This window comes from Mesorhizobium sp. M7A.T.Ca.US.000.02.2.1 (assembly GCF_003996995.1).
Classification (GTDB): Bacteria; Pseudomonadota; Alphaproteobacteria; order Rhizobiales; family Rhizobiaceae; genus Mesorhizobium.
The window spans coordinates 1-21,736 of record NZ_RZTT01000055.1 but is presented as its reverse complement, the minus strand read 5'-3'; the positions used below and the strand labels follow the sequence as shown (position 1 = coordinate 21,736).

The 21,736-nt window shown below is 63.6% G+C and carries 22 protein-coding genes; 15 read left to right on the top strand and 7 right to left on the bottom strand.

Annotation, left to right across the window (positions count from 1 at the left end; translation table 11 throughout):
- From EOD15_RS08070 to EOD15_RS08025, 10 genes are all read left to right on the top strand, one after another.
- Window positions 1-556: LysR substrate-binding domain-containing protein (locus EOD15_RS08070; protein ID WP_245463605.1), on the top strand; the 556-nt coding region annotated here is incomplete at its 5' end.
- Window positions 557-781: 225 nt separating this feature from the next.
- Entirely contained in the window at window positions 782-2,092 is a 1,311-nt protein-coding gene (locus EOD15_RS08065; protein WP_127268865.1) for a sugar ABC transporter substrate-binding protein, read from the top strand.
- Window positions 2,093-2,215: 123 nt separating this feature from the next.
- Window positions 2,216-3,088 carry a sugar ABC transporter permease gene (locus tag EOD15_RS08060; RefSeq protein ID WP_013528414.1) on the top strand — a complete coding sequence of 291 codons (873 nt, stop codon included), beginning with the start codon at window positions 2,216-2,218 and terminating at the stop codon, window positions 3,086-3,088.
- A gap of 11 nt (window positions 3,089-3,099) precedes the next feature.
- Window positions 3,100-3,924 (top strand): carbohydrate ABC transporter permease, encoded by an 825-nt coding sequence (locus EOD15_RS08055; RefSeq protein ID WP_023810705.1) that lies wholly within the window; start codon window positions 3,100-3,102, stop codon window positions 3,922-3,924.
- 69 nt (window positions 3,925-3,993) lie between these two features.
- Complete coding sequence (locus tag EOD15_RS08050; RefSeq protein WP_127272484.1) at window positions 3,994-4,992, top strand: ABC transporter ATP-binding protein; 999 nt, start codon at window positions 3,994-3,996, stop codon at window positions 4,990-4,992.
- Between the two features lie 2 nt (window positions 4,993-4,994).
- The gene (locus EOD15_RS08045) at window positions 4,995-5,765 is read left to right on the top strand and encodes an L-iditol 2-dehydrogenase (RefSeq protein WP_127318222.1); all 771 of its coding nucleotides are present in this window, start codon (window positions 4,995-4,997) and stop codon (window positions 5,763-5,765) included.
- A 140-nt stretch (window positions 5,766-5,905) separates the two neighbouring features.
- Complete coding sequence (locus tag EOD15_RS08040) at window positions 5,906-7,384, top strand: mannitol dehydrogenase family protein (RefSeq protein WP_127318220.1); 1,479 nt, start codon at window positions 5,906-5,908, stop codon at window positions 7,382-7,384.
- Between the two features lie 15 nt (window positions 7,385-7,399).
- A complete protein-coding gene (locus EOD15_RS08035; protein WP_127318218.1) occupies window positions 7,400-8,083 on the top strand; it encodes an HAD-IA family hydrolase in 684 nt (227 codons plus the stop codon).
- Window positions 8,080-9,666: an FGGY-family carbohydrate kinase gene (locus tag EOD15_RS08030; protein WP_127408408.1), complete on the top strand. Its 1,587-nt coding sequence runs from the start codon at window positions 8,080-8,082 to the stop codon at window positions 9,664-9,666. The genes EOD15_RS08035 and EOD15_RS08030 overlap by 4 nt, the downstream gene beginning before the upstream one ends.
- A gap of 168 nt (window positions 9,667-9,834) precedes the next feature.
- Window positions 9,835-11,238, top strand: a complete 1,404-nt coding sequence (locus EOD15_RS08025; protein ID WP_127320428.1) for an MATE family efflux transporter — start codon at window positions 9,835-9,837, stop codon at window positions 11,236-11,238.
- A 132-nt stretch (window positions 11,239-11,370) separates the two neighbouring features.
- Here the strand turns inward: EOD15_RS08025 and EOD15_RS08020 are convergent, their stop codons facing one another.
- From EOD15_RS08020 to EOD15_RS08010, 3 genes are all read right to left on the bottom strand, one after another.
- Window positions 11,371-11,658: a hypothetical protein gene (locus tag EOD15_RS08020; RefSeq protein WP_127268438.1), complete on the bottom strand. Its 288-nt coding sequence runs from the start codon at window positions 11,656-11,658 to the stop codon at window positions 11,371-11,373.
- A 222-nt stretch (window positions 11,659-11,880) separates the two neighbouring features.
- On the bottom strand, window positions 11,881-12,339 hold the full coding sequence (locus EOD15_RS08015) for a nuclear transport factor 2 family protein (RefSeq protein ID WP_127268437.1): 459 nt from the start codon (window positions 12,337-12,339) through the stop codon (window positions 11,881-11,883).
- A gap of 88 nt (window positions 12,340-12,427) precedes the next feature.
- On the bottom strand, window positions 12,428-12,787 hold the full coding sequence (locus EOD15_RS08010; protein ID WP_127268436.1) for a hypothetical protein: 360 nt from the start codon (window positions 12,785-12,787) through the stop codon (window positions 12,428-12,430).
- An 80-nt stretch (window positions 12,788-12,867) separates the two neighbouring features.
- Between EOD15_RS08010 and EOD15_RS08005 the strand changes: the two genes are divergently transcribed.
- The 3 genes from EOD15_RS08005 to EOD15_RS07995 all read left to right on the top strand — a co-directional run bounded on the left by EOD15_RS08005 (window position 12,868) and on the right by EOD15_RS07995 (window position 15,662).
- A complete protein-coding gene (locus EOD15_RS08005; protein WP_127320427.1) occupies window positions 12,868-13,446 on the top strand; it encodes a TetR/AcrR family transcriptional regulator in 579 nt (192 codons plus the stop codon).
- Window positions 13,447-13,490: 44 nt separating this feature from the next.
- Entirely contained in the window at window positions 13,491-14,756 is a 1,266-nt protein-coding gene (gene fabF / locus EOD15_RS08000) for a beta-ketoacyl-ACP synthase II (RefSeq protein WP_127320426.1), read from the top strand.
- A gap of 93 nt (window positions 14,757-14,849) precedes the next feature.
- Window positions 14,850-15,662, top strand: coding sequence for an oxidoreductase (locus EOD15_RS07995; RefSeq protein WP_127320425.1), 813 nt, complete (start codon window positions 14,850-14,852; stop codon window positions 15,660-15,662).
- Between the two features lie 22 nt (window positions 15,663-15,684).
- On the opposite strand, the gene EOD15_RS07990 is transcribed toward EOD15_RS07995, so the two are convergent.
- From EOD15_RS07990 to speB, 4 genes are all read right to left on the bottom strand, one after another.
- Window positions 15,685-16,332 carry an amino acid ABC transporter permease gene (locus EOD15_RS07990; protein ID WP_127320424.1) on the bottom strand — a complete coding sequence of 216 codons (648 nt, stop codon included), beginning with the start codon at window positions 16,330-16,332 and terminating at the stop codon, window positions 15,685-15,687.
- Window positions 16,329-16,985 (bottom strand): amino acid ABC transporter permease, encoded by a 657-nt coding sequence (locus EOD15_RS07985; protein WP_127320423.1) that lies wholly within the window; start codon window positions 16,983-16,985, stop codon window positions 16,329-16,331. Before EOD15_RS07985 ends, EOD15_RS07990 begins: the two co-directional genes overlap by 4 nt.
- Before the next feature lie 6 nt (window positions 16,986-16,991).
- Window positions 16,992-17,798: a transporter substrate-binding domain-containing protein gene (locus tag EOD15_RS07980; protein ID WP_127320422.1), complete on the bottom strand. Its 807-nt coding sequence runs from the start codon at window positions 17,796-17,798 to the stop codon at window positions 16,992-16,994.
- An 85-nt stretch (window positions 17,799-17,883) separates the two neighbouring features.
- Window positions 17,884-18,945 carry an agmatinase gene (gene speB, locus EOD15_RS07975; RefSeq protein WP_127320421.1) on the bottom strand — a complete coding sequence of 354 codons (1,062 nt, stop codon included), beginning with the start codon at window positions 18,943-18,945 and terminating at the stop codon, window positions 17,884-17,886.
- Window positions 18,946-19,152: 207 nt separating this feature from the next.
- Here speB and gcvA point away from each other — a divergent pair, with 207 nt between their 5' ends.
- Together gcvA and pncB are read left to right on the top strand one after the other, a co-directional pair.
- On the top strand, window positions 19,153-20,127 hold the full coding sequence (gene gcvA / locus EOD15_RS07970) for a transcriptional regulator GcvA (RefSeq protein WP_127320420.1): 975 nt from the start codon (window positions 19,153-19,155) through the stop codon (window positions 20,125-20,127).
- Between the two features lie 136 nt (window positions 20,128-20,263).
- The gene (gene pncB / locus EOD15_RS07965) at window positions 20,264-21,568 is read left to right on the top strand and encodes a nicotinate phosphoribosyltransferase (protein ID WP_127320419.1); all 1,305 of its coding nucleotides are present in this window, start codon (window positions 20,264-20,266) and stop codon (window positions 21,566-21,568) included.
- The last annotated feature ends 168 nt before the right edge of the window (window positions 21,569-21,736 follow it).

Here is a 21,736-nt window from a genome sequence, read left to right as displayed (position 1 = left end):
CCGGCTGGGGTCGTTCCAGATCGCCCATCCAGCGCTGGCGGTGCGGCTCGAAACGTCGAGCCGCCTGACCGACTTTGCCCGCGAGGATACCGATATCGCCATCCGCTCGGGCGGCGGCAAATGGCCGGGCCTGGAGGCGCACAAGCTGCTCGATGCCGACTTCACGCCGATGCTGAGCCCGAAACTCGCGGCGACCATCGGCGGCGTCAGGGAACCGGCGGACCTGTTGCGGCTGCCGATCCTCGATCCCGGCGACATCTGGTGGACGCAATGGTTCGAGGCTGCCGGCGTGCATTCGCACGATCTTGCCAAGCGGCCCGGCAGCAGCATGGGCGCGCAGGCCTATGAGGCCAATGCGGCGATCGCCGGTCATGGCGTCGCGGTCCTGACCAGGGCGCTGTTCAAGGCGGAACTTGCCGACGGGCGCCTGATCCAGCCTTTCGATCTGGTTGGCGACGACGGCCATGCCTATTGGCTGGTCTACCCCGAAGCGCGCCGCAACGTGCCGAAGATCCGTGCCTTCCGCGACTGGCTGCTGGCCGAGATCGCCTGCTGACCGGCAAGCTTTCGGGCTGCACCTGGTTCTCGCAGATCTATCCGCTGTTGCCGCACTGTATCCGGCCGGGACGCTCCTCGTCCTGGCAATTTCCGCTCGCCCCGGCCTGCGGTGTCGCCCGGGTGCTGCGCTGCAGCATCGAATCCGACTTGACATAATTCACGCCAAGTGAGTAATTGCCCAAAGCCAAGGCAAATGCTCATCTTGGTTCAAGGGAGGAATTTGATGAAACTTCGCACGCTCACCCTGGGCTTGTTGTCGGCCAGCACGCTTGCGTTCGCCGCACATGCCGAATCCATCACCATCGCCACTGTCAACAATGGCGATATGGTCCGCATGCAAAAGCTGACCGAGGACTTCACCAAGGCGAACCCCGACATCCAGCTCAACTGGGTCACGCTCGAGGAAAACGTGCTGCGCGAGCGCGTCACCACCGACATCGCCACCAAGGGCGGCCAGTACGACGTGATGACCATCGGTACCTACGAGGTTCCGATCTGGGCCAAGCAGAGCTGGCTGCTGCCGCTCGACAAGCTCGGCGACGACTATGACGCCAAGGACATCATCCCGGCTATTGCAGGCGGCCTTTCGGTCGACGGCAAGCTCTATGCCGCGCCCTTCTACGGCGAAAGCTCCTTCGTCATGTACCGCAAGGACCTGATGGAGAAGGCTGGGCTGAAGATGCCCGACGCGCCGACCTGGGATTTCATCAGGCAGGCCGCCGACAAGATGACCGATCGCGCGAATGGCGTGAACGGTGTCTGCCTGCGCGGCAAGGCCGGCTGGGGCGAGAACATGGCCTTCCTGACCGCCATGTCGAACTCCTTCGGCGCCCGCTGGTTCGACGAGAACTGGAAGCCGCAGTTCGATCAGCCGGAATGGAAGAACACGCTGCAGTTCTATGTCGACCTGATGAAGGCCGACGGCCCCGAGGGCGCGTCCTCCAACGGCTTCAACGAAAACCTGGCGCTGTTCCAGCAGGGCAAATGCGGCATGTGGATCGACGCCACCGTCGCTGCGTCCTTCGTCTCCGATCCCAAGGCATCGCAGGTCGCCGACAAGGTTGGATATGCGCTGGCACCCGACAATGGCCTGGGCAAGCGCGGCAATTGGCTGTGGGCATGGTCGCTGGCGATCCCCGCCGGGACGCAGAAAGCCGATGCCGCCCAGAAGTTCGTCTCCTGGGCGACCAGCAAGCACTATGCCGAACTGGTCGCTTCGAAGGAAGGCTGGGCCAACGTTCCTCCGGGCACGCGCTCCTCACTCTATGCCAACGCCGAGTACCAGAAGGCGGCTCCGTTCGCCAAGATGACGCTGGACTCCATCAACGCCGCCGACCCGACGCATCCGACCGTCAAGCCGGTGCCCTATGTCGGCGTCCAGTTCGTCGCCATCCCCGAGTTCCAGGGACTTGGCACCACGGTCGGCCAGCTCTTCTCGGCGGCTCTTGCCGGCCAGTCGAGTGTCGACGATGCGCTGAAGCAGGCCCAGGACGCTGCCACCGCGGCAATGACCGAAGGCGGATACATCAAGTAAGGCTCCTCCCGGTGCCGACTGCCGGTCGCCTCCTTGACCGGCAACGGCCGCCCGAATTCCCAGTTCGGGCGGCCGCCTTTAACGCCTTTTGAAAATTCCGTCTGACCAGTGAAGGGGACCGTCATGGCTACTCAGCAGACCCGTTCGCTTGCCCGTTTCATGATGGCGCCATCCGTGGTGCTGCTGTTCGTCTGGATGATTGTGCCGCTGGTCATCACCATCTGGTTCTCCTTCCAGCAGTACAATCCGCTCAATCCGATCCGCGACGGCTTTGTCGGCTTCTCGAATTACGCGCTGTTCTATTCCAACCCGGCCTTCCTGCAGTCGATCCTCAACACGCTCACCTTGGTGGTCAGCGTGCTCCTGATCACGGTGATCGGCGGCATCCTTCTGGCGCTGCTGATCGACCAGCCGATGTGGGGCCAGGGCATCGTGCGCATCCTGGTCATTTCGCCGTTCTTCGTCATGCCGCCGGTGGCCGCATTGGTGTGGAAGAACATGATCATGCACCCGCAATATGGGGTGTTCGCCGACATAGCGCGCTTCTTCGGGGCCCAGCCGATCGACTGGTTCGGGCAGCATCCGATGCTGGCGATCATCATCATCGTCGCCTGGCAATGGCTGCCTTTCGCCACGCTCATTCTCTTGACCGCGCTGCAGTCGCTCGACGGCGAGCAGAAGGAAGCCGCCGAGATGGACGGCGCCGGCTTCATCAGCCGCTTCATCTATCTGACGCTGCCGCACATGTCGCGCGCCATCACGGTCGTCATCCTGATCCAGACGATCTTCCTTCTCTCCGTCTATGCCGAGATCCTCGTCACCACCAATGGCGGCCCGGGATACGCCTCCACCAACCTGCCCTTCCTCGTCTACCAGAAGGCGTTGCTGGAGTTCAAAATCGGCCAGGCATCCGCCGGCGGTGTGATCGCCGTCATTCTCGCCAACATCGTTGCCTTCTTCGCCATGCGCGCCGTCGGCAAGAACCTGGACAAGTAAGGGAGGCTACGATGGCACGCTCAGTCACCACCCAGCACAAGACGATTGCGACAGTTGCCGCCTGGATCGTCGCCCTGCTGATTTTCTTCCCGATCCTCTACACGATCATCACCTCGTTCAAGTCGGAGCAGGAAGCCATCCAGGGCTTCAGCATCATCCCGTCGGGAACGTTCGAGAGCTATGCCGAGGTTCAGGCGCAGAGCGGCTACTTCAAATTCTTCTTCAACTCGGTGCTGCTCTCGGTCGGCTCGACCATCCTGGCCCTGCTCGTCGCCATACCGGCGGCATGGTCGATGGCCTTCTCGCCGACCAAGCGGACCAAGGACATCTTGATGTGGATGTTGTCCACCAAGATGATGCCCGCGGTCGCGGTGCTGTTCCCGATCTACCTGATCTTCCGCGATACAGGACTGCTCGACAGCCGGATCGGCCTGATGATCATGCTGATGCTGATCAATCTGCCGATCGTGGTGTGGATGCTCTACACCTATTTCCGCGAAATCCCGGGCGAGATCCTGGAAGCGGCACGCATGGACGGCGCGTCGCTGTGGAACGAGATCGTCTATGTGCTGACGCCGATGGCGGTGCCGGGCATCGCCTCGACGATGCTGCTTAACATCATCCTGGCCTGGAACGAGGCGTTCTGGACGATCCGGCTGACGACGACGGAAGCAGCACCGCTGACCGCCTTCATCAGCTCGTTCTCCAGCCCGCAAGGCCTGTTCTGGGCCAAGCTCTCGGCCGCCTCGACACTGGCCATCGCGCCGATCCTGATCATGGGCTGGTTCAGCCAGAAGCAGCTGGTGCGCGGCCTGACATTTGGTGCGGTCAAATAATTGATGGCGCGGTGAAGTAACGGAATTGCCCGAAGCAATCGGCAGAAATAACCCCTCGGGGAGGAAATCATGGGAAACATCACGCTCAAGAACGTCTCCAAATCCTTCGGAGCGACGTCCATCATCCCCGGTCTCGACCTGGTGATCGAGAATGGCGAGTTCGTCGTCTTCGTCGGCCCGTCGGGTTGCGGCAAGTCAACGCTGCTGCGGCTGATCGCCGGGCTCGAGGACACCAGCGGCGGCTCCATCAACATCGACGGCCGCGACGTCACCGGCGAGGCACCGGCCAAGCGCAAGCTCGCCATGGTGTTCCAGTCCTACGCGCTCTATCCGCACATGACGGTGGCCAAGAACATCGGCTTCCCGCTGAAGATGGCCGGCGAGGACAAGGCGACGATCGACAAGAAGGTGGGAGACGCGGCGCGCGTGCTCAACCTGACGAACTATCTCGAACGCCGGCCCGGCCAGCTTTCCGGCGGCCAGCGCCAGCGCGTCGCCATCGGCCGCGCCATCGTGCGTCAGCCGACCGCCTTCCTGTTCGACGAACCGCTGTCCAATCTCGATGCGGCACTGCGCGGCACCATGCGGCTGGAGATCAGCGAGCTGCACCATCAGCTCAAGACGACCATGATCTACGTCACCCATGACCAGGTCGAAGCCATGACCATGGCCGACAAGATCGTCGTGCTGAACGCCGGCAACATCGAGCAGGTCGGCTCGCCGATGGAGCTCTACAAGACGCCGAAGAACCTGTTCGTCGCCGGCTTCATCGGCTCGCCGAAGATGAACCTGATCGAAGGCACGCCGGCTGCCAAAAACGGCGCCAAGACCATCGGCATCCGTCCCGAACACCTGGAGATCTCGACCACGGCGGGCGAATGGAAGGCGGTCGTCGGCGTCGCCGAGCATCTCGGCTCCGACACCTTCCTGCATGTCCAGGCCGATGGCGTCGGCCCGCTGACGGTGCGCGCCGACGGCGAACTCGGCGTCCATCATGGCGACACCATCTATCTAACGCCCGACAAGGCCAAGCTGCATCGCTTCGGCGCCGACGGGAAGGCAATCTGAACATGCGGCTGGCCGGCAAATCCGCGCTGATCACAGGTTCGGCCCGCGGCATCGGCAGAGCCTTCGCCGAAGCCTATGCCGGCGAAGGCGCCACCGTCGCCATAGCCGACATCAATCTGGATGCGGCGGAGAAGACGGCCGCCGAGATTGGCGGCAGGGCCTATGCGGTCAAGCTCGACGTCACGGACCTCGCCTCCATCGAGGCGGCGGTGAAAGCCGTCGAGACGAAGACCGGCGGCCTCGATATCCTGATCAACAACGCCGCTCTTTTCGATCTGGCACCGATCATCGAGATCACCAAGGCAAGCTACGATAAATTGTTTTCCGTCAATGTCGCCGGCACGCTGTTCATGCTGCAGGCAGCCGCCCGCTCGATGATCGCCGCTGGCCGGGGCGGCAGGATCATCAACATGGCAAGCCAGGCCGGGCGACGCGGCGAGGCGCTGGTCGGCGTCTATTGCGCCACCAAAGCCGCCGTCATTTCGCTGACACAGTCAGCGGGGCTCGACCTGATCAAGCACCGCATCAACGTCAACGCGATTGCCCCTGGCGTCGTCGACGGCGAGCACTGGGATCACGTCGATTCGCTGTTCGCCAAATATGAGAACCGGCCGAAGGGCGAGAAGAAGAAGCTGGTCGGCGAGGCAGTGCCGTATGGCCGCATGGGCACGGCGCAGGACCTCACCGGCATGGCGGTTTTTCTCGCCAGCAGCGACGCCGAATACATCGTCGCCCAGACCTACAATGTCGATGGCGGCCAGTGGATGAGTTGAGGGCGGGGGACGGCCTCTGCTCCTCGTCCCTCCGCGGGGAGCAGAGGCCGACATCAGCGGGCGCGTAGGCCACCCCTTATCCTCTCCCTGACCGGGAGAGGAGCATAACGAAGGCCTAGATCCGGCCAAGGGTAAAACAGATGACCGTGAAACTCTCGTCCTCAAACCTCTCCAAACTGCCCGCTGAGGTCGCCGGCCCGAAGTATGACCGCGCGACATTGACGGCCGGCATCGTGCATTTCGGCGTCGGCAATTTCCATCGCTCGCATCAGGCCGTCTATCTCGACGATCTGTTCAATTCGGGCATCGGCCATGACTGGGCACTGATCGGCGCCGGCGTGTTCGACGGTGAAAAGATCGGCCGCGGCAAACTGGAAGAGCAGGACTGGCTGACCACGGTGGTCGAGCAGGACAGCGGCCATATGAGCGCCCGGGTCACCGGCGCCATGATCGACTTCCTGATGCCCGGCGATGGCGCCGGCATCATCGAACGGCTGGCCGACCCGGCGATCAAGATCGTTTCGCTGACCATCACCGAGGGCGGTTATTTCATCGATCCGGCATCCGGCGTGTTCAACCCGACCCACGCCGACATCGTCGCCGATGCGCAGCCCGGCGCGACACCGAAGACGGTGTTCGGCATCATTCTTGCCGGGCTGGTGCGGCGGCGCGATGAAGGCACCGTGCCGTTCACTGTCATGTCGTGCGACAACATTCCCCACAATGGCCACGTCACCTCAGACGGCGTCATCGGTCTGGCCCGCCTGATCGACGAGGACCTGGCGAACTGGGTCAGCGAAAAGGTCGCCTTTCCGAACGGCATGGTCGATCGCATCACGCCGGCCACCACGGACCGCGAGCGCGGCATTCTCGCCAAGGAGTTCGGGCTGGAAGACAACTGGCCGGTGTTTTGCGAGCCGTTCCGGCAATGGGTGCTGGAGGACCATTTCACCGGCGGCCGGCCGCCACTGGAAAAGGTCGGCGTGCAGTTCGTTAAAGACGTTGCGCCCTATGAATTAATGAAAATCCGCATCCTCAATGGCGGCCACGCGACGATTGCCTATCCGGCCGGCCTGATGGACATCCATTTCGTCCATGAGGCGATGCAGGAGCCACTGGTGAGCGGGTTTCTGGCCAAGCTCGAACGGGAGGAAATCATCCCGACCGTGCCGCCGGTGCCGGACACGGTCCTGGAAGATTATTACCAGCTCATCGAGAGCCGCTTTTCCAATCCCAAGATCGGCGACACGGTGCGCCGGCTCTGCCTCGACGGCTCCAACCGCCAGCCGAAATTCATCATCCCGACCATCGCCGACCGGCTGAAGGCCGGAAAAAGCGTCGCGGGCCTGGCGCTGGAATCGGCATTGTGGTGCCGCTACTGCTTCGGCACCACCGACAGCGGCGCCGTCATCGAGCCCAACGACCCGAGCTGGGACCGGCTGCAGGCGACGGCAAAGGCGGCAAAGGATGCTCCCGCCGCCTGGCTCGCCATGGAGGACATCTACGGCGATGTCGGTCGCGCAACGGCGTTTGTCGAGGCCTTCGCCCATGCGCTCAACGTGCTGTGGGCGAACGGCGCACGCGCGACGCTGACGCGCTACCTCGCCGGCAAGCTCTGAGAGCCATTCGCCGCCATGATGCCTGAACTGGTCATCTTCGACTGCGATGGCGTGCTGGTCGACAGCGAGGCGCTCTCCGTCTCGGCGCTGCTCGGCATGGTCAAACTCGCCGGCGGCAGCGTCAGTGAGGATGCCGCCTACGAGCATTTCCTCGGCAGGAGCATGACAAGCGTGCGCGAGATCCTCGGCCGCGACTTCGGACTCGATATCACCGACCTGCACCTGACCGAGATGCGCGTCGAATTGATGCGCAAATTCCGCGAGGAGCTGAAGCCGATCGCCGGCGTCAAGGAGATGCTGCCGAAGCTTGGGCTGCCGTTCTGTGTCGCGTCCTCAGGCACGCTCGACCGCATCCGCTACGCGCTCGACGTCACCGGATTGCTTGGGCTGATGGAACCGCATCTGTTCAGTGCCACCATGGTGGCCAAGGGAAAGCCGGCGCCGGATCTGTTCCTGCATGCCGCCGCCAGCATGCGGGCCCGTCCGCGCAAATGCCTCGTCGTCGAGGACAGCCCGGCCGGCATCATTGCTGCGCGGGCGGCAGGGATGCGCGTGCTCGCCTTCACCGGCGGCTCGCATGCCGGCAATCCGACCTTGAAAGCGCGGCTTGCGTCGAGTGAGCCGGACTTTATATTCGCTGACATGCTGCAATTGCCCGATCTGATTGCAGGCCTGGGAGCGAGAGACAGAGCATCTTGACGAAACAGTTTGTCTGCGCGGTCGATGTCGGCACCGGGAGCGCTCGCGCGGGCATTCTCGACACCAGTGGCACCTTGCTCGGCCGCGCCGAGCGGCCGATCGCCATGAACCAGCCGAAGCCCGATCACGCCGAGCATGATTCGCGCGATATCTGGTCGGCCGTCTGCACCGCCGTGCGCGCTGCCCGCGAAAAAGCCGGTGTCGACCCTGAGGACATTGTCGGCATCTCCTTCGATGCCACCTGTTCGCTGGTGGTGCGCGACCGGCAAGGCAGCCAGCTCAGTGTCTCGGTCACGGGCGACAAGCGCTGGGACACCATCGTCTGGCTCGACCACCGCGCCATTGCCGAGGCCGACGAATGCACGGCAAGCGGCCACGCCGTGCTGAATTACATCGGCGGCGTCATGTCACCGGAAATGGCGACGCCGAAGCTGATGTGGCTGAAGCGCAATTTGCCGCGGACGTGGAATGAAGCCGGCTATTTATTCGACCTGACCGATTTCCTGACCTGGCAAGCGACGGGCTCGCTGGCCCGCTCGCAATGCACGCTGACCGCCAAATGGACCTATCTGGCGCATGAGGAGACAGGCTGGCGGCGTGATTTCTTCGAACTCGTCGGCCTCGACGATCTTTTCGAGCACGGCAGCCTGCCGGAAAAGGCCAGTCCCGTCGGCGCCGATATCGGTCGATTGACGGCGCAAGCGGCGGCCGAGCTTGGACTGAGCGAGAAATGCCGGGTCGGCGCCGGGGTCATCGATGCCTATGCCGGCGCGCTTGGCGTGCTCGGCGGCTTTGCCGATGACGAACAGGATATCGGCCGGCATTTGGCGCTGATCGCCGGCACGTCGAGCTGCGTCATGGCGATGTCACCGGATCCGCAGCCCTTCGCCGGCGTCTGGGGGCCGTATTACGGCGCGGCGCTGCCCAGGCTGTGGCTGTCGGAAGGCGGCCAGTCGGCGACCGGCGCCCTGCTCGACCACATCATCCGCTGGCACGGCGCCGGCGGCGAGCCGGATGCCGCCATGCATGCGAAGATCGCCGGGCGTGTCGCCGAGCTGCGCGCCACCGAGGGCGACAACCTCGCCGCAAGGCTGCATGTGCTGCCCGACTTTCATGGCAACCGCTCGCCGCTCGCCGATCCGCATGCCGTCGGCGTCGTCAGCGGGCTGACGCTGGATTCCTCCTTCGACAGCCTGTGCAAGCTCTACTGGCGCACCGCCGTCGGCATCGCGCTCGGCGTGCGCCACGTGCTGGAGGCGCTGAACGAGAACGGCTATCTGATCGACACGCTGCACGTCACCGGCGGCCACACCAAGAACCCGCTGCTGATGGAACTCTACGCCGACGCCACCGGCTGCACGGTGATCGAGCCGCTGGCCGACGAGGCGGTGCTGCTCGGCACCGGCATGATCGCCGCCACCGCGGCCGGGCTGTTTCCCGACCTCAACGCGGCCTGCCTTGCCATGCAGCAAGGCGGCCGGACGCGCCCGTCGAACCCGAAATCAGCAGGGCGTTTCGAGCGCGACTACAAGGTTTTCCTCGAGATGCACCGCCAGCGGCGGATGCTGGACGCGATCCGGTAGAGCATTTGGGCCGGTCGCTGGCTCAATCCGTTCCCGTCCCTCCTCCCTTGCCTTCATGTCGCGTTTCGTCCAGAAGCTGACGCAAACGCCGCGAAACCGAAGGTTTTGCCGTTTGACATGCGGCTTCCGGCTTCTGGTCGACGTGCCGTAGCTGGAAAGAGCGGAACAATGTCTGCGATCGAAGCCGGCGCTCGCGCGCCGGAAAATCTTTGGCGTCAGGAAATCAGGGCGACGCTGGCGCTTGCCTGGCCGATGGTGCTGACCAATCTCGGCCAGACCGCGATGACTGCCACCGACGTCATGATGATGGGTCGTCTGGGGCCGGATACGCTGGCCAGCGGCGCGCTTGGCGCCAACCTTTATTTCATGCCGCTGATCTTCGGCCTCGGCCTGATGCTGGCGACCTCGCCGATGATCGCCACCGAGCTCGGCCGCCGCCGCTATTCGGTGCGCGACCTGCGCCGCACCGTGCGCCAGGGCCTGTGGCTGGCGATCCTGATCTCGATCCCGATCTGGCTCGTGCTTTGGCACGGCGAGGGCATTCTATTGGCCATGGGCCAGGACCCGGCGCTCGCCCGTCAGGCCGGCATCTATCTGCGCTGGCTCGAATGGGCGGTGCTGCCGTTCTACGGCTATATCGTGCTGCGCTCGTTCATCTCGGCGCTGGAACGGCCGGGCTGGGCGCTGGTCATCGTCTTCGTCGCCGTCGCCTGCAACGTCTTCTTCAACTGGGTGTTCATGTTCGGCAATCTCGGCGTGCCGGCAATGGGCATTGCCGGGTCGGGCCTTGCCACCTCGCTGTCCTCAGCGCTGATGTTCATCGGCATGGCTGCCGTGGTGATGCTGGAGAAGAAGTTCCGCCGCTACCGTCTGTTCGGGCGCTTCTGGCGGTCCGACTGGCCGCGCTTCAAGGGTCTGTTGCGGCTCGGCCTGCCGATCGCCGGCATTCTCGCCTTCGAGGTGACGATCTTCAATGCGGCGGCCCTGCTGATGGGCCTGATCGACGCGGATTCGCTGGCCGCGCACGCGATCGCCATCCAGATCGCCTCGATCTCCTTCATGGTGCCGCTCGGCCTCAACCAGGCGGTGACGGTGCGCGTCGGCCTTGCGCACGGCGCCGGCAATCCGGAAGGCGTGTCGCGCGCCGGCTGGACCGCCTTTGTCATCGGCGTCTCGTTCATGGCGCTGATGGGGCTGGTGATGATCCTGTGGCCGCATCCGCTGATCAGCGCCTTCATCGATCTGAGCAATCCGGCCAATGCCAGGGTGATCGCGCTTGCCGTGTCGTTCCTGGCTTTTGCCGCGCTGTTCCAGGTCTTCGATGGCGCGCAGGCGGTTGCTGCCGGCATGCTGCGCGGCCTGCACGACACCAAGGTGCCGATGATCTATGCCGCGATCGGCTACTGGGGCATCGGCCTGCCGCTCGGCGTGCTGCTCGCCTTCCATTTCGGCCTGCATGGCGTCGGCATCTGGATCGGCCTGTCGACGGGGCTGGCCGTGGTGGCCGCGCTGCTTCTGGCGCGCTGGCTGCGGCGCGACCGGTTGGCGCCGCCGCTGGAGTTTGGGCATTGAAACAGGACAGCTGCCGGTTTGGCGGCCGCTATGTCCCAATATTGTAGCTGATTAAGCGGCGCCTGCAGAAACGTTCGTGCCGTGAGCCGGCGCTTGGCACCGAGGCAATGAACGTCTTGGCCGAGAGCGGAACTATGTTCCCTTCACGATTCTCGGCTTGCTCGGCCGGCGGGATTGAGCTGCGCTCTCGAGGGCCTGGGCCAACCGCTTCTCGTCTTCGATGGCGCGATCGACTGCCTCAATTTCTTCCTGGAGCGCCTTCAGCTCGGCTCCGTAGCTGGAGCCATCGCTGTCCCCTATCTGAAAGCCACTTGCCCGCATTGCATCGCGGGTATGGTGCACGTTGCGGACTCCTTCGCGTCGGGTTGCGACCAGGATTTCCCGGAACTCTCCAAGACGTTCAACGTGATTGCGAGTCATTGCGTTCTCCTATTTCGTCGTCATCGTCGCCGACGGCGATTCAGAACGGCTAAAAACTACGGCGCAGACCGTTTAAGTGAATACAGGAGATACTCTCGACAAAGCATGAGTGCGGAAGCTCAAATTTGAACGTCTTGCAACAAGTTGGAGCGCGGCAGCGGAGATGGCTCGGGACCCGAGCCGGTCGGCGCATGGGTAACCCGGCCGTCCTCGGACCGCGCTTCAGCTTGTTATCTGTTCGGCGACAGCTTCTTCGAGGCCGGCCGCGGCTTGAGCGGCGAGACCGCGCGCCGCCGCCTGTGAATCGTAAAACTCCTCGAGCGCATGAACCGTGCCCCACCGCAGCGTGAACACGTGGAGACCACGGTTGATGTAGGATGTATCGCCGTTGAGCAGGGTTGCGGTGCCATCCCACTGGGCAAACACGGTGGTATGCCACGGCCAACCCTTCACCCAGACGTGGTTGACCGTGAGATGGAGAGTGGGCAGAACACGGCCGAGGCGCTCGAACCAGCGGCGCAGGGCTTGCTTGTCGTGGCGCTCCCCACCAAGCGCGTGGGCGCCACCAACCCGGTGATGGACATGCGGCGCGATGGCCTTCACCGCCGCGTCCCAGCGATGGTTGTTGACGTCGTCGAAGCTCTGCCGGATCGATTTCTCGACAAAATAGCTGTAAAGCATGTGACCTCTCTCCGAACTTATTGGTGGCGCGCCGTTCCGACGCGAGAGCCCCGGCCAGCATCGCGCGGCCGCGGGCCTGCGCGTCAGGTCAGGGCATTGTCGCGTCGGCTCGCAGGGATGTGTCAGTCTCGGTCGAGACCGTCACTTCCTTACCGGACCTTGAGAACGCGTAGAGCGAGCCCGGGTAGCCCGGTATGGAAAACGACACGGCGTCACTGTTGGCGAGGCCCATGACAACCCGCAGCGGATCACCCCCGGCCTTCGGTGCGAAAGTGGCGGTGACCTCAAGCAGGTCGCCGCGCGGAACGTAGTAGGCCACCATGTCCAGGTGTCCCTGGTGCAGGCTGCCGCCTTCGATCGGGCGTCCGATGGTGGCTTCCTCGGCAAGAGCCGGGGTTGCAAGAAACAGCGCTGCCAGCAGCGAGGCGCTCAGGGTTTTGGGGATCATCTCATTTGTCCTTTTTTAGATTGCGTTCACCCTCTATATAGGGTATAGATTACAAATGCAATCTAAAAAAGGAGATGACGATGCGTGTGAGTCGCACTCAGGCCGCGGAAAACCGCGAGACCGTGATCAATGTGGCAAGCCGGCTTTTTCGGGAGCGCGGCTTTGACGGCATCGGCCTCAAGGATCTGATGAAGGGTGCCGGGCTGACCCAGGGCGCCTTTTACAAGCAATTCGAGTCGAAGGACGATCTGGCGGCGCTGGCGTCCAGGCGCGCGATGGAAAGCGCCACCCACAAATGGTCGGCCGCGACCGCCGCACATCCTGAGAGCCCGCTCGACGGGGTGATCTCATTCTACCTCAGCATGGAACATCGCGGGGAAAAGATGGACGGCTGCCCGGTCGTTGCGCTCGGCTCGGATGCGGCCAGGCAAGGTGCCGAGGTGAAGGCATCATTCGAAGTCGGCATCAAGGCGTACCTTGAGATGCTCGGCGGTTGGGTTGGCGAGGGCGACAGCGAAAAGACCGGCAACAAGGCAATGGCCGTTCTCTCGACGATGGTCGGCGCGGTCGTGCTCTCGCGGGTCGTCAACGACCCCGACCTTGCACAGGCTTTTCTGGATGCGGCGGCCGATCAGGTTCGCGAAGCAGTCGCCGCTTGAACGGCGCGAGCAGCGCCGCCGGCACACCAAGGACAGGAGAGCAGATGCAACGGATTGTCGTCACGGGCATGGGAGCGGTCACGCCCCTGGCCGCCAATGTCGAAGCGTCCTGGTCACGCCTGCTTGCCGGCCGGTCCGGCGTTCGCAGGCTTCCGGACGATGTGGTGGGAGAGCTGCCGGTTAAGATTGGCGGCGTGGTTCCCTCCCTTGGCGAAGATCCGGAGGCTGGGTTCGATCCCGATGCCGTCCTGTCCGCGAAGGACCAACGCAAGGTGGACCGGTTCATCCTCTTTGCGCTGGCTGCGGCGGAAGAGGCGCTCGCGCAGGCGCAATGGAAGCCTGCCCTGGAAACGGATCGCCTGCGCACGGCCACGATCATCGCTTCAGGGGTCGGCGGGTTTCCCGCCATCACCGAGGCGGTGCGCACGGTGGACCTGCGTGGCGCCCGCCGCCTGTCTCCTTTTACGGTGCCATCCTTCCTGGTGAACCTCGCGGCGGGCCACATCTCGATCCGTCATGGTTTCAAAGGTCCACTCGGCGCACCGGTGACGGCATGCGCGGCGGGCATCCAGGCGATCGGCGACGCCGCCCGCCTGATCCGCGCGAACGAAGCCGACATCGCCGTGTGCGGCGGAACGGAAGCGTGTATCAACACCGTCAGCCTCGGCGGTTTCGCCGCGGCGCGTTCTCTTTCAACCGGCTTCAATTGGGCGCCGGCTCAAGCCTCGCGCCCTTTCGACATATCGCGGGACGGCTTCGTCATGGGCGAAGGAGCCGGCGTGCTGGTCATCGAGGCATTGGACCACGCGTTGGCGCGCGGCGCAAAGCCGTTGGCTGAGCTCGTCGGCTACGGCACGACCGCGGATGCCCACCACGTCACCTCCGGACCAGAGGACGGCGACGGCGCGCGCCGGGCCATGCAGATCGCGATTGCCCAGGCAGGGATTTCGCCACGCCAGGTTCGTCATCTCAATGCGCATGCGACATCCACGTCAGTCGGCGACCTGGGTGAGATCGAAGCGATCAAGAGCGTGTTCGGGCGCGATTTCGCGATAGCTGTCAGTGCCACGAAATCGGCGACCGGACATTTGCTCGGAGCGGCCGGCGGGCTTGGTGCGATCTTCGCAATCCTGGCGCTCAGGGATCAGGTCGCCCCGCCAACCCTCAACCTGGGCGAGGCCGATCCGGCCGGCGACGGAATCGACTTCGTCGCAAACGCGCCCCGGCCCATGGAGATGGAGTACGCGATCGCCAATGGCTTCGGCTTTGGCGGCGTGAATGCCAGCGCCCTGTTCAGACGCTGGAACTAACCGGTTGCCAGACGCAATCATGACCAACGCCCTTTGCCCCGGCCTCTCATGCTTTTCCCAATCCGATCCAACGCAAAGAAGGATATGATTCCCATGAACAAGACTCCTGGCGTCGCCCTGGTCACAGGGGCATCTTCCGGCATCGGGCGCGCTACCGCCGATGCCTTGCTAGGCGCCGGCTTTCGCGTCTTCGGAACCAGCCGTCGCGCGGCCTCCCGGCCATCCGCCGGCGTGACCATGCTGACCTGCGACGTGACCGACGACGCGTCCGTTGCGACAATGGTCGATGACGTTCTGGCCAAGGCCGGACGCATCGACCTGCTTGTCAACAATGCCGGCATGGGCCTGTTTGGCGGCGCAGAGGAGTCCTCGACCGCCCAGGCTAAGGCGCTGTTTGACGTGAACGTCTTCGGCGTCTTGCGTGTGACCAACGCGGTGCTGCCGGCAATGCGGCGCCAAGGGAAGGGCAGAATCGTGAATTTGAGTTCGGTGCAGGGGTTCATCCCCGCTCCCTATTTCGCACTCTACTCGGCGACCAAACATGCCATCGAGGGTTATTCGGAGTCGCTCGATTACGAATTGCGCCCGTTCGGCATCCGCGTTTCGCTGGTGGAGCCCGCCTATACCCGCACGGCATTCGAGGACAATCTTGCCGCCCCCGACCGGTCGCTCGAAATCTACGATTCCGCGCGCGCCGGGATGACTGTATCCGTGCGGAAATCGATGGAAAAAGGCGATGCGCCCGAAGTGGTCGCCAACACCGTTTTGGCCGCAGCGACCGATCCTGCGCCGAAGAAACGCTATGCGGCGGGAAAAATGGCGCGCCAGATCAGTTTCCTGCGTCGTTTCGTCCCCGCGCCCGCATTCGACAAGAGCCTGCGCAAGCAGCTTGGGCTGCCGGCCTGAAATCGAGCGCTGCCTTGGCGCGTCAGCGAGCAGCCGCCTGTTTCTCGAGCCTGCGGGCGTATTGCGTCAGCGGAAAGCACATGACGAAGAAGATCAGAGCCACCAGCCCGTAGACCTTGAACGGTTCGAAGGTCGCATTGTTGATGGCGTTGGAGGTCCGCACCAGCTCCTCGAAGCCGATGATCGAAGTGAGCGCGGTCGATTTGATCAGCTGAACCAGGAAGCCGACGGTGGGTGCGCGGGTGATCGAAAAGGCCTGCGGCAGGATAATCAGCCTCAGCTCCTGCAGATAGTGCAGGCCAAGGCTTGCGCCGGCGTCCCATTGCCCCAGGGGTAGCGCCGCGACGCCGGAGCGCCAGATTTCGGCGAGATAGGCGCTGGCGAAGAAGGTGAGGCCGAGCGCCGCCGCCGTCCAGGGTTCGATGCGCAGGCCGAGCATCGGCAGCCCGAAGAACATCAGGAACAGCTGCATCAAGAGCGGCGTTCCCTGGAACAGGGCGATGTAGCCCGAGGCTATGCGCCTGCTCCACTTGTTTTTGGCGATCCTGAAGAACAGCACGATCAGGCCGACGATGCCGCCGCCGATGAAGGCGGCCAGCGATAGCAGCACTGTCCAGCGGGCGGCGAGCAGCAGGTTGCGCACGATGTCCCAGAAGGTGAACTCGATCATGATACGCCGGCTCCGAGCGCACGGCGCCCGCCTGACACCAGCAGCCGGCGCAAGGCCATCGACAGAGCGAGATAGACCAGCGTCACGACGAAATAGGTCTCGAAAGAGCGGAAGGTGCGCGCCTGCAGCATGTCGGCCTCGTAGGTCAGTTCACGCACGGCGATCTGCGACACCACGGCCGACTCCAGCATCATGATGACGATCTGGCTGGTCAGCGCGGGATAGATGATCTTGAGTGCCTGCGGCAGGACGATCTTGACGAACACCTGGCGTGGCCGCAGCCCAAGTGCGAGCGCTGCTTCCGTCTGCCCGCCGGGCACGGCGTCAAGCCCGGCGCCGACGATCTCGATGGTGTAGGCCGCCATGTTGAGCGTCATCGCCAGCATGGCGGCCAGGAGCGGGTCGAGCCGGATGCCGAGGCTGGGCAGCCCGAAGAAGATGAAGAACAGCTGCACCAGGAACGGCGTGTTGCGCATCACCTCGACGTAACAGGCGATTGCCCGCTTGAGCAGAACCGGGCCGTTTCGTCGCCCCGCGGCACCCAGGATGCTGAGCAGCGTTCCGGCCAGCGTGGTCACGGCGATCAGCAGGATCGTCGTGGCCGCACCGTGCGCGATGTCGCCCAGAGCACCCGGGAGCCAGGCAAAGGCCACGGAAACTCAATCCTTGAGGTTTTCGGGATTGAGCGGCGTCTTCAGCCAGGTTTTCGAGCTTTCGTCCAGCTTGCCGTCGGCCAGCATCTTGGCGATGGCATCGTTGACAGCCTTCTTCAGGCCGTCCTCATTCTTGTTGAGGCCGATATGCGAAGGCGAGGTCAGAAGCTGGAACTTCTGCTCCGGCTTCAGCGCATCCTGCTTGGCCAGCACCTGCGCGCCGACATCGTTGCCGACGACCATCAGCTGCGTCTGGCCGGAGATGAAGGCCTGGATCACCGAATTGTAGTTGTCGAAGCGCTTGATGTCGGCCGACGCCGGTGCTGCCTCGGTGAGCGAGGTGTCTTCCAGCGTGCCACGATTGACGGCGATCGACTTGTCGGCGAGGTCTTCCTTGCCCTTGACCGTCAGAGCCGCCGGACCGATCACGGCGATGTAGTAGGGCGCGTACGCGGCGGCGAAGTCGATGACCTGTTCGCGTTCCTTCGAGTAGCCGACGCTCATCAGGATGTCGACGCGCTTGTCGTTCAGATACGGGATGCGGTTCTGGCCGGTGACGGCGATGGGGTTGAGCTTCACCTTGAGCGTATCGGCAATGTATTGCGCGACATCCATGTCATAGCCCTTGAGGCTCATATCGGCGCTGGCTGAGGAGAAGGGCGGAAAGTCGGCGAAGACGCCGACATTGATGGTGCCGGCCGTGGTGATGTCCGCCAGCGCATCGGCGCTTGCGGCTTGTGTGGCGAAGCCGAAACCGGCGGTGCCAAGCATCAGCACGGCGGCGATCGAGGCAAATGTCTTGCGGATTGTCATTGTTATTCCCCTGTCTGGACGCTTGTTTGTTGGATACGGCCGCCGGCTCCAGCGCGGCGGCCGCCTTCGTTCGGATTGGTAGAGGTCAGGATCCCTTGCCGGTGACAGCCGGGCTGAACACCATCAGGCTCAATATCTCGAACAGCACCTGTGCGGCGGCATGCGCGGTGTTGGTGGTGGCGTCGTATTGCGGCGCCACCTCGACGACGTCGCCGCCGACGATGTTGAGGCCCTTGAGGCCGCGCAGCAGTTCGAGCACTTCGCGTGTCGTCAGCCCACCGACTTCCGGCGTGCCGGTGCCGGGCGCGAAGGCCGGGTCGACGCTGTCGATATCGAAGGAGACATAGGTCGGGCCGTCTCCGACTATTCTGCGCGCCTTCTCGATGATGGCCGGAATGCCGAGGCCGGTCACCTCCTCGGCATGCACCACGGTCATGCCGGACTCGTAGGTGAACTCCCACAGATATTCGGCCGAGCCGCGGATGCCGATCTGGATCGTGCGCGTCGGGTCGAGCACGCCGTCAAGCACCGCGTTGCGGAACGGGCCGCCATGGTGGAACTTGGTCATGTCGAACAGGCCACTGGTGTCGCAGTGGGCGTCGATATGGATCAACCCGACCGGAGCTTTCTTGCCGACGGCCTTCAGGATCGGATGGCTGATCGAATGGTCGCCGCCGATCGAAAGCGGGATGACGCCGGCATCGACAATCTGGTTGGTGCGGCGCTCGATATCCTCATGGCTTGTCTCAAGCCGGTAGCGGCTGCGGAACGGCGTGTCGCCGATATCGGCGACCTGGAGCTCATGTGTGGGCGCGCATTCCAGAACGTGATTGTAGGGGCCGATGCGCTCGATGGCACGCAGCGCTCGCGGCCCGAAGCGCGAGCCTGGCCTGTTGGTGACGCCGAGGTCCATCGGCACGCCGATCATCGCCACCTGCAAATCGCCGAAATCCGGATTGTCGGCCGATATTTCGCGGTAGGGCGCGGCGAGGAAGGTCGGGATGCCTGAATAGGGCGCCAGCCGCGTGCCGCTCTTGGAGAAGATCTTATCGGCGACCTTGCGGAATTTCGGGTCGAACATCTCGCCGCCATGGCTGTCACCATATTTGCGACGCAACGCGTCGAGCTTGCCGCGATCATATCCCATGTCCGCTCCTCCTGGGCTGATGCAGTGCCGCCGCGGATGACGCCTGCGAACCGACCGTCATCCGGCCGGGCCGCTGTCCCGCTGGCTGCCTGCAGATTTCACGTCTTGATGCTGTTCCAGGTTCAGTGTCCGGCAGCGGCATTGAAAAATCAATTGATATTGTTAGGGTGTTTTCTGTGAGAAAATCTCACAATAAAGTTGATACCCATGACCAAGCGCCTGCCACCGCTTAATCCACTGCGCGCCTTCGAGGCAACGGCCCGACATGGCTCGCTGACCAAGGCGGCCATTGAGCTGAATGTCACCCATGGCGCCGTCAGCCATCAGATCAAGGCGCTCGAGCAGTCGCTCAATGTCAAGCTGTTCGAGCGGGCCGGCCAGCGGGTCAAACTGACACCGCATGGCGCGGAGCTTCTGCCGGCGGTGTCGACCGCCTTCGACGGCATCGCCGCCGCCACACAGCGCATGACAAGGCCGGCGAGCAGCGGCACACTTTCGGTCTCCTGCGTGCCGGCGCTTCTGTTGTTGTGGATGACACCGCGGCTCGGCAGTTTCATGGCGCAATATCCCGACATAAGGCTGACGCTTATTCCTTCCAACGATCCCAAGGATTTGCGGGCGCCCACCATCGATGTCTGCGTGCATTATGGCGACGGCAGCTGGACCGATTGCTGGATGCGCAAATGGTCGGGCCTCGAACTGTTTCCCGTGGTCAGCCCGACCCTGATCAACAACCGGCCGATCCGCAGCGTCAGGGATCTCGCCGACCATGTCTTCCTGCATGGCGATGACGGCCGCGAATGGCACACCTGGCTGGCGGCCGCCGAAGCGCTGGACCTAGAGCGGGGTCGCCGCCATCACCTCGGCGATGCGCGCATGGCGACCGAAGCGGCGGTGCATGGCCATGGCGTGGCGCTGGGCGACTCCGTGACGGCAAGTGCGCTGCTGGCCAGGGGCATGCTGGTCGCGCCGTTCAGTCTGTCGGTGCCGGCGGTCGACGATTTCTATGTCGTCTGCCGCAACGAGATGCGGGCGACACCGATCGTGCAGGTGTTCATCGACTGGCTGTTCGCCGAGAAGGCCGGGGATGACGGGCGCGCCGACGCCCCTGTGGCCGGCCGCATCGTCAGCCGCCGCAAGCGTCCGGCGCTCAGGGTGATGGGCGGAAAATCCGCAAGTTGATGCCAAGCTCTGCGCCACCGCATGCAGGCAGCTCTTTTTGTCGGGCCAGCCTGAAAGCGGGCAGCGTTCTGGCCGATTCGATGCTATGAGGCCTGTCGCGATTGTGGATGGCAGGCAGCGAAGGCGGTGTTGAGACATGGCTAAGACCGATATTGCGCGGCGCGTCTACAACCACACCTGGAAGCTCGACCCGATCGTGCGCAGCCTGCTCGACACAGATTTCTACAAGCTTTTGATGCTGCAGATGATCTGGGGCATGTATCCCAAGGTCGACGCAACCTTCTCGCTGATCAACCGCACGACTTCGGTGCGCCTTGCCGACGAGATCGACGAGGCCGAATTGCGCGAACAGCTCGACCATGCCCGCACCTTGCGCTTCTCCAAGAAGGAGATGATCTGGCTCGGCGGTAACAATTTCTACGGCCGCAAGCAGATCTTCGAGCCGGAATTCCTCGCCTGGCTGGAAGGCTTCCGGCTGCCCGACTACGAGCTGTCGAAGCGCGACGGCCAGTACGAACTGACCTTCAGCGGGCCGTGGATGTACACCACACTGTGGGAAATCCCGGCGCTCGCCATCATCAATGAACTTCGATCGCGCGCGGCGATGCGGGCGTTCGGGCCTTTCGCGCTCGACGTGCTCTATGCCCGCGCCAAGTCCAAGATGTGGGCCAAGACCGAGCGGCTGAAGGCGCTGCCCGGCATCCGCATCTCGGACTTCGGCACGCGCCGGCGCCATTCCTTCCTGTGGCAGCGCTGGTGCGTCGAGGCGCTGAAGGAAGGCATCGGCGAAGCGTTCACCGGCACCTCCAACGTGCTTCTGGCCATGGACAACGACCTCGAAGCGCTCGGCACCAACGCACATGAGCTGCCGATGGTGTTCGCCGCCCTCGCCGACTCGGAAAAAGAACTGAGGCAGTCGCCCTACAAGGTGCTGCAGGACTGGCAGCGTTACTATGGCGGCAATCTCTTGATCGTGCTGCCCGACGCCTTCGGCACGGCATCGTTCCTGCGTGATGCGCCGGACTGGGTGGCCGACTGGACGGGCTTTCGCCCCGACAGCGCTCCGCCGATCGAAGGCGGCGAAAAGATCCTGTCCTGGTGGCGCGACAAGGGCAAAGATCCCCGGCAGAAACTGCTGATCTTCTCCGACGGGCTCGAGGTCGAGACGATCGAGGAGACCTATCGCCACTTCAAGGGCAAGGTGCGCATGTCCTTCGGCTGGGGCACCAATCTGACCAATGATTTCGAAGGCTGCGCGCCGACGGAAACCAACAGCCTCGACGCCATATCGCTGGTCTGCAAGGTCACCGAGGCCAATGGCAGGCCAGCGGTCAAACTTTCCGACAATCCGGCCAAGGCGACCGGCGATGTGAAAGAGATCGAGCGGTATCTCAGAATTTTCGGCGAGAAGGACCGCGTGGAGCAATTGGTCAAGGTGTGAGGGGTGGGGTTCCTGGATAGTACGAGTTCCCTGGCGCCCCTCTCTGTCCTGCCGGACATCTCCCCCTCAAGGGGGGAGATTGCTCCCTCATCTCTGCTTTCGCCAATCAACAACATTGCCAGGGAAGAGCCGGCGGCGAAACTGCCAATCTCCCCACCTGTGGGGGAG

Coding starts and splice junctions, on each gene's coding strand:
- EOD15_RS08065 (WP_127268865.1), top strand. CDS start 782: ATGAAACTTCGCACGCTCACCCTGGGCTTGTTGTCGGCCAGCACGCTT.
- EOD15_RS08060 (WP_013528414.1), top strand. CDS start 2,216: ATGGCTACTCAGCAGACCCGTTCGCTTGCCCGTTTCATGATGGCGCCA.
- EOD15_RS08055 (WP_023810705.1), top strand. CDS start 3,100: ATGGCACGCTCAGTCACCACCCAGCACAAGACGATTGCGACAGTTGCC.
- EOD15_RS08050 (WP_127272484.1), top strand. CDS start 3,994: ATGGGAAACATCACGCTCAAGAACGTCTCCAAATCCTTCGGAGCGACG.
- EOD15_RS08045 (WP_127318222.1), top strand. CDS start 4,995: ATGCGGCTGGCCGGCAAATCCGCGCTGATCACAGGTTCGGCCCGCGGC.
- EOD15_RS08040 (WP_127318220.1), top strand. CDS start 5,906: ATGACCGTGAAACTCTCGTCCTCAAACCTCTCCAAACTGCCCGCTGAG.
- EOD15_RS08035 (WP_127318218.1), top strand. CDS start 7,400: ATGATGCCTGAACTGGTCATCTTCGACTGCGATGGCGTGCTGGTCGAC.
- EOD15_RS08025 (WP_127320428.1), top strand. CDS start 9,835: ATGTCTGCGATCGAAGCCGGCGCTCGCGCGCCGGAAAATCTTTGGCGT.
- EOD15_RS08020 (WP_127268438.1), bottom strand. CDS start 11,658: ATGACTCGCAATCACGTTGAACGTCTTGGAGAGTTCCGGGAAATCCTG.
- EOD15_RS08015 (WP_127268437.1), bottom strand. CDS start 12,339: ATGCTTTACAGCTATTTTGTCGAGAAATCGATCCGGCAGAGCTTCGAC.
- EOD15_RS08010 (WP_127268436.1), bottom strand. CDS start 12,787: ATGATCCCCAAAACCCTGAGCGCCTCGCTGCTGGCAGCGCTGTTTCTT.
- EOD15_RS08005 (WP_127320427.1), top strand. CDS start 12,868: ATGCGTGTGAGTCGCACTCAGGCCGCGGAAAACCGCGAGACCGTGATC.
- fabF (WP_127320426.1), top strand. CDS start 13,491: ATGCAACGGATTGTCGTCACGGGCATGGGAGCGGTCACGCCCCTGGCC.
- EOD15_RS07995 (WP_127320425.1), top strand. CDS start 14,850: ATGAACAAGACTCCTGGCGTCGCCCTGGTCACAGGGGCATCTTCCGGC.
- EOD15_RS07990 (WP_127320424.1), bottom strand. CDS start 16,332: ATGATCGAGTTCACCTTCTGGGACATCGTGCGCAACCTGCTGCTCGCC.
- EOD15_RS07980 (WP_127320422.1), bottom strand. CDS start 17,798: ATGACAATCCGCAAGACATTTGCCTCGATCGCCGCCGTGCTGATGCTT.
- speB (WP_127320421.1), bottom strand. CDS start 18,945: ATGGGATATGATCGCGGCAAGCTCGACGCGTTGCGTCGCAAATATGGT.
- gcvA (WP_127320420.1), top strand. CDS start 19,153: ATGACCAAGCGCCTGCCACCGCTTAATCCACTGCGCGCCTTCGAGGCA.
- pncB (WP_127320419.1), top strand. CDS start 20,264: ATGGCTAAGACCGATATTGCGCGGCGCGTCTACAACCACACCTGGAAG.